Here is a 13,266-nt window from a genome sequence, read left to right as displayed (position 1 = left end):
TTTCGCTTTTTACAGAACGCGCTTTCTCCAGCGACGAGGCGGTCGCAGCGGCGGCTGACGCGACGGGGCAAATGGTCGCAATTCGTCCTGATCAATCAGGATCGCTTCCACAGTCGCACCAGCGGTCCGTTCGCACCCATCACGGGATCAGTGTTCGGAATGGCCACCAGCGGAATTGTCTTCAACGCTTTCGCATGGCTTTCGCGTGTCGGCCGCACAAGATCCATCGGCGGCCCCGGCGGATAGGCGCCGATCACGCAGAAATCGTCGCTCGACGACAGGCGCTGATGGCCGGTGCCTGCGGGCAGAATCGCGACGTCGCCGGCGGAGATCTCGAGCGCGCGTCCACGCTCGCCGCCGAACTGAACGCGCGCGCCGCCACGGGCAACGCCCAGCACCTCATGCACGGTCGCGTGGTAGTGCAGAAAATCGTAGACGCCGTTCCGCCACATCGCGCCCCAGCCATTGCGGTCGAACAGGCGCTCGATGGTCTCCTCGGGGTGTTCGCCGCCGACATCGACCGCGGCCTTGTAGACCAGGAATGGCACTGGATTATTGGGCACGAGCCCGTCATCCCCAAAGACGATGGCGAGCGGCTCGATCCCGGCTTTGACAACGGACATGGTTTCCTCCGCGCGTGATCAGAAGACTACGCGCGGATCAACCCGCTGTCAGGGCCTCACGTTCCAGTCTCAGGCCGTCGTGTTGGGCAGTCCAGCTTTGGGCAGCTCGAACACCAGGCAGGTCGTGGTCGCGTGCGCGATTAACCGGCCCTTGTCGTCGGTGATGCGTGCTTCGGCGGTCGCGGCGCGGCGGCCGACATTGAGTGTGCGGCCCTCGGTGCGGATCTTGCCGGTGTCCTTGCCCATGCCGCGGATGAAGGAAATCTTGAACTCCAGCGTGGTGTAGCCGATTCCCTCGGGTAACATGGTCTGCACCGCAAGCCCCATCGCCGAATCGAGCAGAATCGCGGCGTAGCCGCCATGCACCGAGCCGATCGGGTTGTAGTGGCGAAGCGCCGGTACGCTGTGGATCACCACGACGCCGGGCTCGGCCGTGCAGTCGAACGGCTCGACCGTCTGCATGATCGGCGGCTCCGGCAGGCGGCGGTCGAAGATCGCGCGCACGAAGTCGAGCCCCGGCATCGACGCCATCACCTCAATCGAGGACACGCCATATTCGACGTTTGCACCGGCGCTGTCAGCCATGGAATCCTCTGAAGGGGCGATTTACGCGGCGCTCTTCTTCTGCCGCATCAGATCGGCAAAGCGCTGGAACAGATAGTGCGAGTCGCGCGGGCCGGGTGACGCCTCGGGGTGGTACTGCACCGAGAACACCGGCTTGCCCTCGAGCGCGATGCCGCAATTGGAGCCGTCGAACAGCGAGACATGGGTCTGTGTCGCGCCATCAGGCAGGGTCGCCTGATCCACGGCAAAGCCGTGGTTCATCGAGGTGATCTCGACCTTGCCGGTGGTCTCGTCCTTGACCGGATGGTTGGCGCCGTGATGGCCCTGATGCATCTTCATGGTCTTGGCGCCGACGGCGAGCCCGAGCATCTGGTGACCGAGGCAGATGCCGAAAGTCGGCGTGCCCGACTCGATCACCTTCTGGATCACGGGTACGGCATATTTGCCGGTCGCGGCGGGATCGCCGGGGCCGTTCGACAGGAACACGCCGTCGGGATTCATCGCGAGGATGTCCTCGGCCGAGGTCGTCGCCGGCACGACGGTGATCTTGCAGCCGACGCCGGCGAGCAGGCGCAGGATGTTGCGCTTGATGCCGTAGTCGATCGCGACCACGTTGAATTCCGGCGCCGTCTGCCGGCCAAAGCCCTGCTGCCAGGCCCACGGGGTCTCGTCCCAGGTGAAGCGCTGGCCTGATGTCACCATCGGCACCAGGTCCATGCCCTCGAGGCCCGGCCATTCGCGCGCCTCTTCCTTCAGCCCGTGCAGGTCGAATTCGCCCTTTCGCGAATGCGCGATGACGGCATTCGGCATGCCCTTGGTGCGGATCAGCGCGGTCAGCGCGCGGGTGTCGATGCCGGAGAGGCCGATGATGCCGCGCGCCTTCAACCACTGGTCGAGGTGGCGGGTGGCGCGGTAGTTCGAGGGATCTGTGATCGCCGAACGCAGGATCACGCCGCGCGCGCCCGGCGTCGCGGCCATGTTCACCGTCTCGATGTCTTCGTCGTTGGTGCCGACATTGCCGATATGCGGGAACGTAAAAGTGATGATCTGTCCGGCATAGGAGGGATCGGTGAGGATCTCCTCATAGCCGGTCATCGCGGTATTGAAGCAGACCTCGCCTACGGCGTGGCCTTCCGCGCCGAGGCCAAAACCTTCCAGAACGGTGCCATCGGCGAGCACGAGGAGCGCGGTCGGCTTGTGGTCCGGCCAGGCGGGAGCGTTGTCGGATGTTGTCATGAGCGCTTTAAATAGTCGCCGCACTCTGCGGCGTCAAAGCGAAAGGGCGCCGATCCACACGACCGGGCAACCGATTTGACAGGCCGGAACGGCCTCTTAATCTAAAGTTCCGCGCGCAGGCCGTTTGCTTGCCGAAAATGACCCGGTTCGGGAGCCCTGCATGGACAATACGATGCCGATCCTCCTCGTTCCGGGACTCGTCTCGTCGCCCCGAATCTATGCGCCGGTGATGCCGGCGCTGTGGCGGTTCGGGCCTGTCACGGTCGCGAACCACATTCGCGACGACAATATGGGCACGATCGCGCGCCGCATCCTTGCCGAGGCGCCGCCCCGTTTCGCGCTCGCCGGCCACTCGATGGGCGGCTACATCGCATTCGAGATCATGCGCCAGGCGCCCGAGCGGGTGGCGAAACTGGCGCTGATCAACACTCAGGCCCGGCCGGATACGCCGGAGGCGACCGCGCGCCGCCGCGGCATGGTGGAGCGTGCGAGAGGCGGCGACTATCGCGGCGTGCTCGATGAGCTCTTTCTGGGCTTCGTGCATCCGTCGCGGCGCGAGGATGCGAGCCTGCGTCAGCTCGTCCATGACATGGGCGAGGACGTCGGCGTCGAGGCCTTCATCCGCCAGCAGACCGCGGTGATCAGCCGGCCGGACTCGCGGCCCATGCTCGCCTGGATCAAGTGCCCGACGCTGGTCCTGACCGGCGACGAGGACCACACCATCCCGAACATATTGTCATCGGAGATGGCCGATGGAATTCCCGGCGCAAAGCTTGCGATCCTGCCAAATTGCGGTCACCTGCCGCAGCCGGAACAGCCGCAGGCCTGCGCAGACGCGCTGGTGGCATGGCTGCGGAACTAGTTGTTCTGCCTGAGCGAACCGCCTACATGAGAGGATTGCCAGTTTAAGGATGCAATGATGCTGCGCGACGACATCAACAATGCGGTCAAGGAGGCCATGAAGGCCAAGGATGAGCGAAAGCTCTCCACGCTGCGCATGGTCAATTCGACCATCAAGAATGCAGATATCGAGGCGCGCGGGCAGGGCAAGCCGCCGCTTTCCGATGGTGATCTGCTGAGCGTCTTGCAGAAGATGATCAAGCAGCGCCAGGAATCGGTCGAGCTCTACGACAAGGGCGGCCGCGCCGAGCTCGCCGCCCAGGAGCGCGAGGAGATTGCGGTGATCTCCGCCTACCTTCCCAAGCAAATGTCCGATGACGAAGTGAAGGCTGCGATCTCCGCGATCATCACAGAGACCGGCGCGAGCGGCATCAAGGACATGGGCAAGGTGATATCAGCGCTGAAGGCGAAATACGCGGGCCAGATGGATTTCGGCAAGGCCAGCGGGATTGTGAAATCCGCGCTCGCCGGCTAGTCCAAGAGCGCGGCAAGCGGTCTTGCGCCGGTGGATGTCTAGAGCTCCAGCAGGTCGTGACCGACCACAAGATTTCCGGAAAAGTGGGGCCGCACCGCGTCGAACCAAACCTCGTCTTTGAGGAAGGGATAGCCGCCGGGGACGAAGTGCGACAGCACCAGCGTCTTCACCCCCGCTTCGGTGGCGATGCGGCCGACTTGTTCGGTCGTGGTGTGGCTCGCCAGCAGGTGTTCGCGCAACGTCTTGGCGTTCGGCTCGGTCGCGATCAACTGGTCGAGTGATGGCAGGTGCATGACTTCGTGGACCAGAATGTCGGCGCCTTGCGCGAGCTTGACGAGATTTTGCGAGGGCCTGGTGTCGCCCGAGATCACGATCGAACGGTCGGGGCAATCGAAGCGGTAGGCGAAAGCCGGTTCGACCGGCGGATGTTCGACCAGTGCTGCGGTGACCTTGACGTTGTCGTCCTGCATGACCATGCCATCGGCGGTGATCTCGTGCGGAATGATCAGGTCCTTGAGCGCCGGGCGCCCCTCGTCAGCCATGCGGGTGCGAATGTCATAGTCGTTGAGGGCGAGAAATTGCCGGGTCATCTCCGCCAGTGGCGGCGGACCGTAGGTGTCGACGCGCCTGGCGAGATCGGTCGCCCAGGCGAGCAGCAGCAGATTGCCGTAGTCGGCGTTGTGATCGGAATGCTGATGCGTCAGGAAAACGGCGCGGATTGACGCCAGCTTGAGTTTCGCCAGGATAATCTGGCGGGCGACGCCATTGCCGCAGTCGATGACATAGGACGTGTTGTTGACGACGATGACCTGCGCGGGAGCCGCGCGATTGGGCTTCGGCGTGGGCCCGCCGGCGGTGCCAAGCAGGATCAAGCGCGATTTCGGCTTTGCGGCCTCCTCGGCGGCCCACGCACCTTGAAACGGAGCGGCCGCGGCCAGCGTCGCACCGGCGTGAAGGATGTTGCGGCGCGTCATTCGCTGCATGAAACAGTCCCCATTGCGATCCTTGTTCTTTCCGCCGTTCCGCAGAGATTTGCCTTGGATCGAAAGGGATAGCTGAACGAGAGGCCACCGCAAAGCGTTTCTCGAAAAATCCCTGGTTAGGGTAGAGTCCGGTTTCAGATTTCCAACCTTGCTGGCAACCATGCTGACTGAAGCATCCACTTACGACGAACTCTACCGCGATTTCCGCTGGGATATCCCTGCGCGGTTCAACATCGCGACCGCTTGCTGCGATCGCCACGCCGACGGCACGGGCAGGCTCGCGCTGGTCTATGTCGATGAAGACGGCGGCACGACACACACCACATTCGACGAGGTCGCGGAAGCCTCACGCCGTTTCGCCAATGTATTGAAAGCCGATGGTCTCGTGCGCGGTGACCGCGTCGCGGTGTTCCTGTTGCAGTCCCTCGAACTGCCGGTCGCGCATCTCGCGGCCTTCCGCTCGGCGATGGTCTCGATCCCGCTGTTCGCGCTGTTCGGCGAGGACGCGCTCGAATTCCGCCTGTCGAACTCCGCGGCCAAGGCGATCGTCACCGACGAGGCCGGCTGGGAGAAGATCGCGAAGATCCGCAATCGCCTGCCTGACCTGAAGGACGTCTATGTCGTCGGCGAGCGCATGCCTGCCGGCGCAAAGCCGTTCTGGGGTGCGGTCAGATCGGCCCCGGCTGAATTCGCGACCGTCGACACTTCGGCCGACGATCCCGCCCTGATTATCTACACTTCGGGCACGACGGGAAATCCGAAGGGCGCGCTGCACGCGCATCGCGTGGTGCTCGGCCATTTGCCCAATGTCGAGATGTGCCACAATTTCCTGCCAAGACCCGGCGACCTGATGTGGACGCCGGCGGATTGGGCCTGGATCGGCGGCCTCATCAACGGCCTGTTCACGTTCTGGTATCACGGCATCCCGATGGTCGGTCACCGCGCGCGCAAGTTCGAGCCGCAGGCGGCGATGCAGATGATGGCCGAGCTCGGCATCCGCAACGTCTTCCTGCCGCCGACCGCGCTGAAGCTGATGCGGCAGGCCAACGTGAAAAATTCCGGCGTCAAGCTGCGCAGCATCTTCACCGGCGGCGAATCTCTCGGTGGCGAGCTGCTCGGCTGGGTCCGTGACACTTTCGGCGTCGATGCGCATGAAGTGTTCGGTCAGACCGAATGCAACCTCGTGATCGGCAGCAATTCGAACCTGTTTCCGATCCGTCCCGGATCGATGGGACGCGCCACGCCCGGTTTCGACGTCCGCATCGTCAACGACAAGGGCGAGGAGCTCCCGCCGGGCACCCGCGGCATCATCGGCGTCCGCCAGCCATGCCCCTGCACCATGATCGAATACTGGCGCAATCCAGACGCCACCGCCAGGAAATATGTCGGCGAATTCCTGCTCACCGGCGATCTCGGCGTGCAGGACGAGGACGGCTATTTCTGGTACGTCAGCCGCGAGGACGACGTCATCACCACGGCCGGCTACCGCGTCGGCCCCTCCGAGATCGAGCACACGCTGATGAAGCATCCGGCGGTCGCGATGTCGGCCGTGGTCGGAATCCCCGATCCGATCCGCACCGAGTCGATCAAGGCCTGGATCGTGCTGCGCCCGGGCTATTCCCCGAACGACGCGCTGGCGCGCGAGATTCAGGAGTTCGTGAAGGTGCAGCTCGCGGCCCACGAATACCCGCGCGTCGTGCAATTCGCGGAAAGCCTGCCAATGACTGCGACGGGCAAGGTGCTGCGGCGTGAGTTGAGGGCGCTGGGGTAGGTTTCTCTCCGCGGTCGTTGGGGCGTCCGCCCGCGAAAGGAGAGACCCGGCACTTGCGGGTCCGTCAGTCCACAAGCCCTTCGATTACCTCGGACAGCGCATGCTCGTCGCCATTGAAGCTCGCGATCATGGCAGCCAGCATCGCCTTCGGCTCCAGTCTGTCGAGATTGAGAGGATGTGCGGCACGATCAGCCAGCAACGCGAAAAACGTGAGCTGTGACCGGCCGTTGCCCTCGCGAAATGCATGAATTGCATTTAGCTCGGCCAGAAAGTGCGCAGCCTTAATAGAGAAGCGCGCAGTGTCGAGCCTTCGCAAGTAATTGTCCATTTTCAGGTCATCAAACAATTTGGCGGCCTGACCTTCAATATTCTCCGGAAAGCAAAACGGATTGCCACCCTTCGATATCCGGACCGTACGGACCTGCCCAGCCCACTCGTAGACGTCCTGGAATAGGTGATGATGGATCGCCTTGTAATGTGCGAAATCCAGAGTTCCATCGGGCAGCGGCTCCTCGGCACGAGCGCTGGAGATTTCTGTCTCGAAGGCGTCTAGTTCGGCCTGGCTTTGCAGGCCAAGCTTGTTCATCAGGACGGTCGAGTTCTCATAGGTATAGGGATCTTCGACCGCATCGTACATTCGCAGCCGCTCAGTCCTTCCGATGGCTGCGAATGATAGCATCGCGATACTCGCTCGCCGAGAGGCCTTTGGCTCGGGCGTCGTCGGCGCGCTTCTTCATAGGAGCGGTCAAGTGGACACCCTCTACCGCACTGATCTTTGCAAATGCGGCGCGGCCAACGACAAATCTACCGGTCTTGCTACTCTTGGATTCGGTGTTCTTCTTAGCCATACCAAACAATAGCACAGTCGGTCTTGCGACGCACGTCCGCCGTGATCGGGGCTCATGTCGGCATCGCGATCCCCAATTCCTTCAGCGCCGCCAGCATGCGCTCAGGCGGCTTCATCGGGATCACCATGGCCTGTCCCGTTTCCAGCAGGCTCTTGAGGCTGGAGAGGATCGCGGGCCAGCCGGTGCGGCCGCCGGACAGGATGTCGTCGCTGATCGGGCGGTCATGCGATTGCAGCAGCGTCAGCTTCACGCCGGCGCCGGCGGGCTCGATTTCGTAGGTGACGAGCGTCGGCCCGAGCCTTTCGATCAGCGCCGGCCAGTTGACGTTGAAGGTGACGGTCAGCCGCTTCAGCGGATCGCACTCGATCACCTCGCCCGAGATGTGCACCGCGCCGTCAGGCGTGCGCACGATGAATGTGCCGCCGACCTTGAGATCGACTTCGACGGCATTGCCGGAAAAATACTTCCGGCTGAACTCGGCATCGGTCAGCGCCTGCCACACCTTCTCGGGGGGCGAGGCGATATAGATCGTGTAAACGATCGCTGGTTTGAACTTTTCGATGTTCATGTCCGCACGTACCCTTCGATAGATCTTCATTGTCACTCGAAACCTTCGATCCCGAGCGCGACAGGCGGGATCGCGAACACCTTGCCGGTCTCGAGCAGGCTCTTGAGTCCGGACAGGATGGCCGGCCAACCCTTGGAGATACCGTCGAGCAGTTTGCTGCCCACGGCAAAACCCTCATGCGTGACGGTCAGCTTGACGAGATTATCGTAAGGCTTGAGCGTGAATGTGACCTTCGTCGCCCCTTCCTTGCGCATCTCCTCGTTGAGCTCGTGCCTGAAAGTGTAGGCGAGGCGCCGCGGCCGGTCGGCCTCGAGGATCTCGCCGGTGTCAGTGGTCTTGCCGCCCATCACGAGTGCAAAGGGCGAACCCATCTTCCAGTCGGACCTGACCTCAGTGTCGAACCAGTACTGCCGGGTGAACTCGCTCCTGGTCAGCGCGTCCCACAGCTTCTCCGGCGTGGTCTCGATGTAGGTGACGTAGACGAATTCTGGCTTACTCATCACGCTTCTCCAGTTGTCTTTTCAATTCGCTGAGCGCGGTAAGTTTCCCGCGCTCGAACTTCCTGATCCACCGTTCGCCGATCTGATGGATCGGAACCGGGTTGAGGTAGTGCAGCTTTTCGCGGCCGTGCTTGTAGGTCGTGACGAGATTGGCTTCTTCGAGAATGACAAGGTGCTTCGTCACGGCCTGACGCGTCATGTCGAGGCCGTCGCAGAGTTCATTGAGCGTCTGTCCGTTCTTGGTGTGAAGCCGGTCCAGCAGCGTTCGCCGCGAAGCGTCTGCGAGCGCTTTGAAGACTTCATCCATGGTCTGAATAATAGGCAACCAAATGGTTGCATGTCAAGCGAGCGTTTTCAGCTGCGTCCGGGCGGGCCGATTTTGAGCGGCGAAACTCAGACGCGGCGCACCATCGCCGGCGTCAGGTCCTTCAGCGACGGTGCGCCGAGCTGCTGCATTGCGTTGCGCGTCTCGAAGCGCAGCATTTCGAGCACGCGTTCGACACCCGCCTGGCCAAAGGCGCCCAGTCCCCAAAGATATGGGCGGCCGATGCACACCGCCTGCGCGCCGAGCGCCAGTGCCTTGACGATGTCGCTGCCACGGCGGAAGCCGCTGTCGACCATCACGGGCATGCCGTCGCCGACCGCTGCAACGATTTCAGGCAGCACGTCGATCGTGGCGCTGACGCCGTCTTCCACGCGCCCGCCGTGGTTCGACACCACGATGGCGTCGACGCCGATGTCGGCGGCAAGCTTGGCATCTTCGGCTGCGAGGATTCCCTTGAGCACAAGCCTGCCTTTCACCATCTCGCGCAGCCGCTTGATCCGCTCCCATGTCAAATTGGTGACGATGGTGCTGCTGACGCCGCCGAGATCGATCCCGGTGAAATTGGGCTTGCGCGACAGATAGTCGTTGAGGCCATGGCAGCTGCCGCAGTCTCTGGTGTCGGTGCGACGCAGCCTGACGAAGGTTTCCCATTTCGCCGGCGATCGTACGTCGAGCGTCAGCACGATCGCGGGCGCGCCGGCTGCTTCCGCCCGCTTCACCATGCTCTCGGCGACCTCCCAGCGCTGCGTGGTGTAGAGCTGAAACCAGACGGGTGCGCCGCGCGCGGCGATCGCGTCCTCGATCGACGTTGTAGCGACGGTCGAGAGGATCTGCAGGTGGTTGCCAGTTTTTGCGGCCTTGGCCACTGCGGTCTCGCCGTCGGGATGGAAGGCGCGGTTGCTCCCGGTCGGGGCTAACACGATCGGCGTATCATATGTAACGCCAAGGATCTCCGCGCTCATGTCGATCTTGCTGACATCGACCAGCCGCCGCGGCCGCAACTCGATCTTGCGAAAGCCTTCACGATTGGAGCGCAAGGTTACCTCGTCGTCGACGCCGGTCGCCATATAGCCGAAATGCGCTGGTGGAACGTTCTTCTTCATGACGGGCTCGAAGTCGAACACATCGAGCGCCTGCTTCGGATTGTCGATCAATTTGTCGAGATCGCGTGGCGCCCATTCCATCGGATCGGAAGGGCGCAGGCCCTCCGCAAAAGCGTTTCGCGCGACGAACGGGCTTGCGGCAATGAATTGCAACAGATGGCGGCGGCTCATGAATTGAGTATGACGAGACAACATTGCTCCTCCGCAAAAAGAAGAGACCAGTCCAATCGTCCGAGCGTAGTGCAATCGCACCGCGCTCCGCTATGGTATCTTTCGTCAACAGCCAACGAAGATTGGTTTTCAAAAGCATTTGGGGTGAAACGGCATGGCCGGTTACGTCAGACTCGCCGCATATCTCTCGATTTTCCTGATCGCATCCTCCGCCGTTGCTGCAGAGCAGCAAGCCGTCGGCGCTCCGCCCGAAGCGTCCAACATGAAGCTGGTCGGCGCCAACGACCTGCAGGCGCGCAGCGCCTATCAGCCGACCATCCATCATCAGGGTAACAGCTGGATCGCCTATATCGGTCACCACGGCGGCACTGACGACATTCCCGATCCCGTCAATCCGATGACCGGCAAGGCCGAGCCGAACGGCACCTCGATTGTCGATGTCACCGATCCCGCGCATCCGAAATACCTGCGGCACATTCCGGGGCAGGAGGGCAAATACGAATCGGGGGGAGCGCAGATGGTGCGCATCTGTGACGGCAAGAATTTGCCGAAGGGCGATCGCAGCGCGGTCTACATGCTGCGCACCTTCGGCGGCGAGGCGCACGAGATCTGGAATGTCGCCGATCCCGCCAATCCCGTGCTGATCACGCGAATCGGCGGCTTGAAGGACACGCACAAGAGCTGGTGGGAATGCGACACCGGGATCGCCTTCCTCGTCTCGGGCGCGCCGGACTGGCGCACGCGGCGCATGACGCAGGTCTACGATCTCTCCGATCCCGCGCATCCTGTGAAGATCAGGGATTTCGGCCTGCCCGGGCAGGAGCCGGGTTCGACCGGTGCGGTGCCGACCGAACTGCACGGCCCGATCTCGACCGGGCCAAAGGGCAATCGCGTCTATTTCGGCTACGGCACCAATAAGGGCGGCTTCCTGCAAATCGTCGATCGCGACAAGCTTATCAACGGGCCAAAGGAGCCGACGCCTGAGAACCTCAAGCTGCCGGAAATCGCCCGTATGCCGCTGTCGGCGCTCAATGGCGCGCATACCGTGTTTCCGATGCCAAGCATGCCGATTGCGGAATTTTCGCACGACAAGGATGGCAGCACGCGCGACATTGTCATGATTGTCGATGAGGCGATCCTCAACGAATGCGGCGAGGCGCGGCAGATGGTGTGGTTCGCCGACGTCACCACCGAGACGCGGCCGATGATGATCTCGAGCTACACAGTGCCTGAGGCGAGCGGGTCGTTCTGTGCACGCGGCGGCCGCTTCGGCTCGCATTCGTCGAACGAGAGCATGGCGCCGGTCTACTACAAGAAGATGGCCTTCATCGCCTTCTTCAATGCCGGCGTCCGCGCGCTCGACATCCGCGATCCCTATCACCCCAAGGAGGTGGGTTACTTCATCCCGGCGATCACGTCGGCGACCGACAAGCGCTGCGTGACCATCGACGGCAAGGACCGTTGCAAGGTCGCGATCCAGACCAACAATGTCGAGACCGACGAGCGCGGCTACATTTACGCGGTCGATCGCGCCAATACCGGCCTGCACATCCTCGAGCTGACCGGCGAGGCGCGCGCGGTCGCTGGCCTGCCGTGAGGAATGGATGCGCGCGTGGCGAGTCATGGTTGCTGCTCTCGTCCTGCTCGGCGGCATCTCAGCAGTCGCAGCCTATGAGATGATCGTCCCGCGCTCGCGCGGCTGGCAGGAGATCGCCTGGCCGTTCCCGCGCGACGGCTGGCCCGCCGGCCGCGCCTTTCGCTGCGGGGCGGCGGATTGCGGCGACGATGTCGAGGTCTATGTTCGGGCCAAGCTCGGCTTTTGCAATTGTACCACCGGCGTCGCCGATGACGACGAGGTCGACCGCGTCGCTGACGTCGACCTGATCAGCCCACGGTTTGTGCCGGTGAGGGCCGGGGATGTCGTGCGCGTGGCAGAAATGACAGGACGCATCAGGGCGTACGACGTCGAGATGCCCGGCGGTAACCGCACTGCGATCGGCATTGCCGTGTCGCGCCGCTGCGACCTCCTCGTTGCATCTGCCCAGGCCAGAGGCGATGTGACACGCGTGCGGCACGCGGCGTTGACCTTCCTGGGGTCGCAAGAGGCAAAGCGATTCATCAGGTCCGCGCTGGATGCGCAATGAGGTCGCAACCTTGCCGCAGCCAATCAGTTGTCGTCACCCGCGAAGGCGGGTGATCCAGTATCCAGAGACCATGATATGATGTTGCATGGACGAGCCGCGGCCTACCGGATGCCCCGCTTTCGCGCGGGTATGACGGCCATGAGCAAGAACGGCTTCCTCTTCAACATCCAACGTGCATAATTGAGCGTCAATTTTTTCAACGAGTTCCCCGATGTCCCTGCATGCCTATCTCGCCTTTGTCGCCGCCTGCATTGCGCTCGCGCTGTTGCCCGGTCCGATCGTCACGCTGGTCATTGCCAACGGCCTGCGGCACGGCACGCGCGCCGCGCTCACCAACGTGCTGGGCGCGCAGGCCGGATTGGCGATCGTGATCGGGATCGTCGCGGTCGGCCTGACCTCGCTGATGGCGACCATGGGCTACTGGTTCGACTGGGTGCGCTTTGCCGGCGCCGCCTATCTGGTCTGGCTCGGCATCAAGCTGATCCGTTCGCCGGTGGAGGGCATCAACACCGACGATCCGCCTCCGCCGCCGCGCGGCGGCTTCTTCCTGCAGGGCTTTCTGGTGCTGCTGTCGAATCCGAAGGTGCTGGTGTTCTTCGGCGCCTTCATCCCGCAGTTCATGGACATGAGCAAACCCCACTTTCCGCAAGTGGCGCTGCTCGGCGCGACCTTCATGGTGACCGCTGTCATGACGGACGCGATCTATGCGCTGCTCGCCGGACGCGCCCGCAAATTCTTTTCCAAGCAGCGGACGCGGCTGATGTCGCGTATTTCCGGCGGCTTCATGATCGGTGGCGGGATCTGGCTGGCGTTGACCAGAGCGCGGTAAAGGCGCGGGAGTGGTGCGTCCAAGCGCCGCTGTATCCCGATGATGGAGCTTTCCCGCGCCGATTCACTTGCGCTCACGCAACTCATAAGGGCTGTAGCCGCACCCGAATGGGTATAGCCGATGTGACGGCGCCCACCCCGCGCGTTACATCCGAACTGACGACTGGGCTTTTGACTGTCCTGGGATGACAGTCTCCCTCGACCCGTCCGATTGCGCAAAGCGATTG

15 protein-coding genes are annotated in these 13,266 nt (G+C 62.8%); 6 read left to right on the top strand and 9 right to left on the bottom strand.

Annotated elements, in window-relative coordinates; all coding sequences use genetic code 11:
- Window positions 1–95: 95 nt before the first annotated feature.
- From JQ553_RS11065 to carA, 3 genes are all read right to left on the bottom strand, one after another.
- Window positions 96–623, bottom strand: coding sequence for a hypothetical protein (locus tag JQ553_RS11065; protein ID WP_212499972.1), 528 nt, complete (start codon window positions 621–623; stop codon window positions 96–98).
- A gap of 69 nt (window positions 624–692) precedes the next feature.
- Complete coding sequence (locus tag JQ553_RS11060; RefSeq protein WP_212499971.1) at window positions 693–1,208, bottom strand: PaaI family thioesterase; 516 nt, start codon at window positions 1,206–1,208, stop codon at window positions 693–695.
- Window positions 1,209–1,229: 21 nt separating this feature from the next.
- Window positions 1,230–2,423: a glutamine-hydrolyzing carbamoyl-phosphate synthase small subunit gene (gene carA, locus JQ553_RS11055; protein WP_212499970.1), complete on the bottom strand. Its 1,194-nt coding sequence runs from the start codon at window positions 2,421–2,423 to the stop codon at window positions 1,230–1,232.
- A 160-nt stretch (window positions 2,424–2,583) separates the two neighbouring features.
- Between carA and JQ553_RS11050 the strand changes: the two genes are divergently transcribed.
- Window positions 2,584–3,285, top strand: a complete 702-nt coding sequence (locus JQ553_RS11050) for an alpha/beta fold hydrolase (protein WP_212499969.1) — start codon at window positions 2,584–2,586, stop codon at window positions 3,283–3,285.
- Between the two features lie 57 nt (window positions 3,286–3,342).
- Window positions 3,343–3,798 (top strand): GatB/YqeY domain-containing protein, encoded by a 456-nt coding sequence (locus tag JQ553_RS11045; protein WP_212499968.1) that lies wholly within the window; start codon window positions 3,343–3,345, stop codon window positions 3,796–3,798.
- 38 nt (window positions 3,799–3,836) lie between these two features.
- Here the strand turns inward: JQ553_RS11045 and JQ553_RS11040 are convergent, their stop codons facing one another.
- Window positions 3,837–4,781 (bottom strand): MBL fold metallo-hydrolase, encoded by a 945-nt coding sequence (locus tag JQ553_RS11040; RefSeq protein ID WP_212499967.1) that lies wholly within the window; start codon window positions 4,779–4,781, stop codon window positions 3,837–3,839.
- Between the two features lie 160 nt (window positions 4,782–4,941).
- Between JQ553_RS11040 and JQ553_RS11035 the strand changes: the two genes are divergently transcribed.
- Window positions 4,942–6,552 (top strand): acyl-CoA synthetase, encoded by a 1,611-nt coding sequence (locus tag JQ553_RS11035; protein WP_212499966.1) that lies wholly within the window; start codon window positions 4,942–4,944, stop codon window positions 6,550–6,552.
- Between the two features lie 64 nt (window positions 6,553–6,616).
- Here the strand turns inward: JQ553_RS11035 and JQ553_RS11030 are convergent, their stop codons facing one another.
- From JQ553_RS11030 to JQ553_RS11010, 5 genes are all read right to left on the bottom strand, one after another.
- Window positions 6,617–7,189 carry a Fic family protein gene (locus tag JQ553_RS11030; protein ID WP_212499965.1) on the bottom strand — a complete coding sequence of 191 codons (573 nt, stop codon included), beginning with the start codon at window positions 7,187–7,189 and terminating at the stop codon, window positions 6,617–6,619.
- A gap of 263 nt (window positions 7,190–7,452) precedes the next feature.
- Window positions 7,453–7,968, bottom strand: a complete 516-nt coding sequence (locus JQ553_RS11025) for an SRPBCC family protein (RefSeq protein ID WP_212500361.1) — start codon at window positions 7,966–7,968, stop codon at window positions 7,453–7,455.
- A gap of 32 nt (window positions 7,969–8,000) precedes the next feature.
- Window positions 8,001–8,468 (bottom strand): SRPBCC family protein, encoded by a 468-nt coding sequence (locus JQ553_RS11020; RefSeq protein ID WP_212499964.1) that lies wholly within the window; start codon window positions 8,466–8,468, stop codon window positions 8,001–8,003.
- Window positions 8,461–8,775 carry a helix-turn-helix transcriptional regulator gene (locus JQ553_RS11015; RefSeq protein WP_212499963.1) on the bottom strand — a complete coding sequence of 105 codons (315 nt, stop codon included), beginning with the start codon at window positions 8,773–8,775 and terminating at the stop codon, window positions 8,461–8,463. The genes JQ553_RS11020 and JQ553_RS11015 overlap by 8 nt, the downstream gene beginning before the upstream one ends.
- 86 nt (window positions 8,776–8,861) lie before the next feature.
- Window positions 8,862–10,091 (bottom strand): alpha-hydroxy acid oxidase, encoded by a 1,230-nt coding sequence (locus tag JQ553_RS11010; protein WP_212499962.1) that lies wholly within the window; start codon window positions 10,089–10,091, stop codon window positions 8,862–8,864.
- A gap of 130 nt (window positions 10,092–10,221) precedes the next feature.
- On the opposite strand from JQ553_RS11010, the gene JQ553_RS11005 reads away from it, so the two are divergent.
- The 3 genes from JQ553_RS11005 (at window position 10,222) to JQ553_RS10995 (ending at window position 13,040) form a co-directional block, all read left to right on the top strand.
- The gene (locus JQ553_RS11005) at window positions 10,222–11,664 is read left to right on the top strand and encodes an LVIVD repeat-containing protein (RefSeq protein WP_212499961.1); all 1,443 of its coding nucleotides are present in this window, start codon (window positions 10,222–10,224) and stop codon (window positions 11,662–11,664) included.
- A gap of 7 nt (window positions 11,665–11,671) precedes the next feature.
- Window positions 11,672–12,211, top strand: coding sequence for a hypothetical protein (locus JQ553_RS11000; RefSeq protein WP_212499960.1), 540 nt, complete (start codon window positions 11,672–11,674; stop codon window positions 12,209–12,211).
- A 211-nt stretch (window positions 12,212–12,422) separates the two neighbouring features.
- Window positions 12,423–13,040 (top strand): LysE family translocator, encoded by a 618-nt coding sequence (locus JQ553_RS10995; protein WP_212499959.1) that lies wholly within the window; start codon window positions 12,423–12,425, stop codon window positions 13,038–13,040.
- Window positions 13,041–13,266: the final 226 nt, after the last annotated feature.

This window comes from Bradyrhizobium lablabi, assembly GCF_018131005.1.
Classification (GTDB): domain Bacteria; phylum Pseudomonadota; class Alphaproteobacteria; order Rhizobiales; family Xanthobacteraceae; genus Bradyrhizobium; species Bradyrhizobium lablabi_D.
This window is presented reverse-complemented; position numbering and strand designations above follow the sequence as displayed.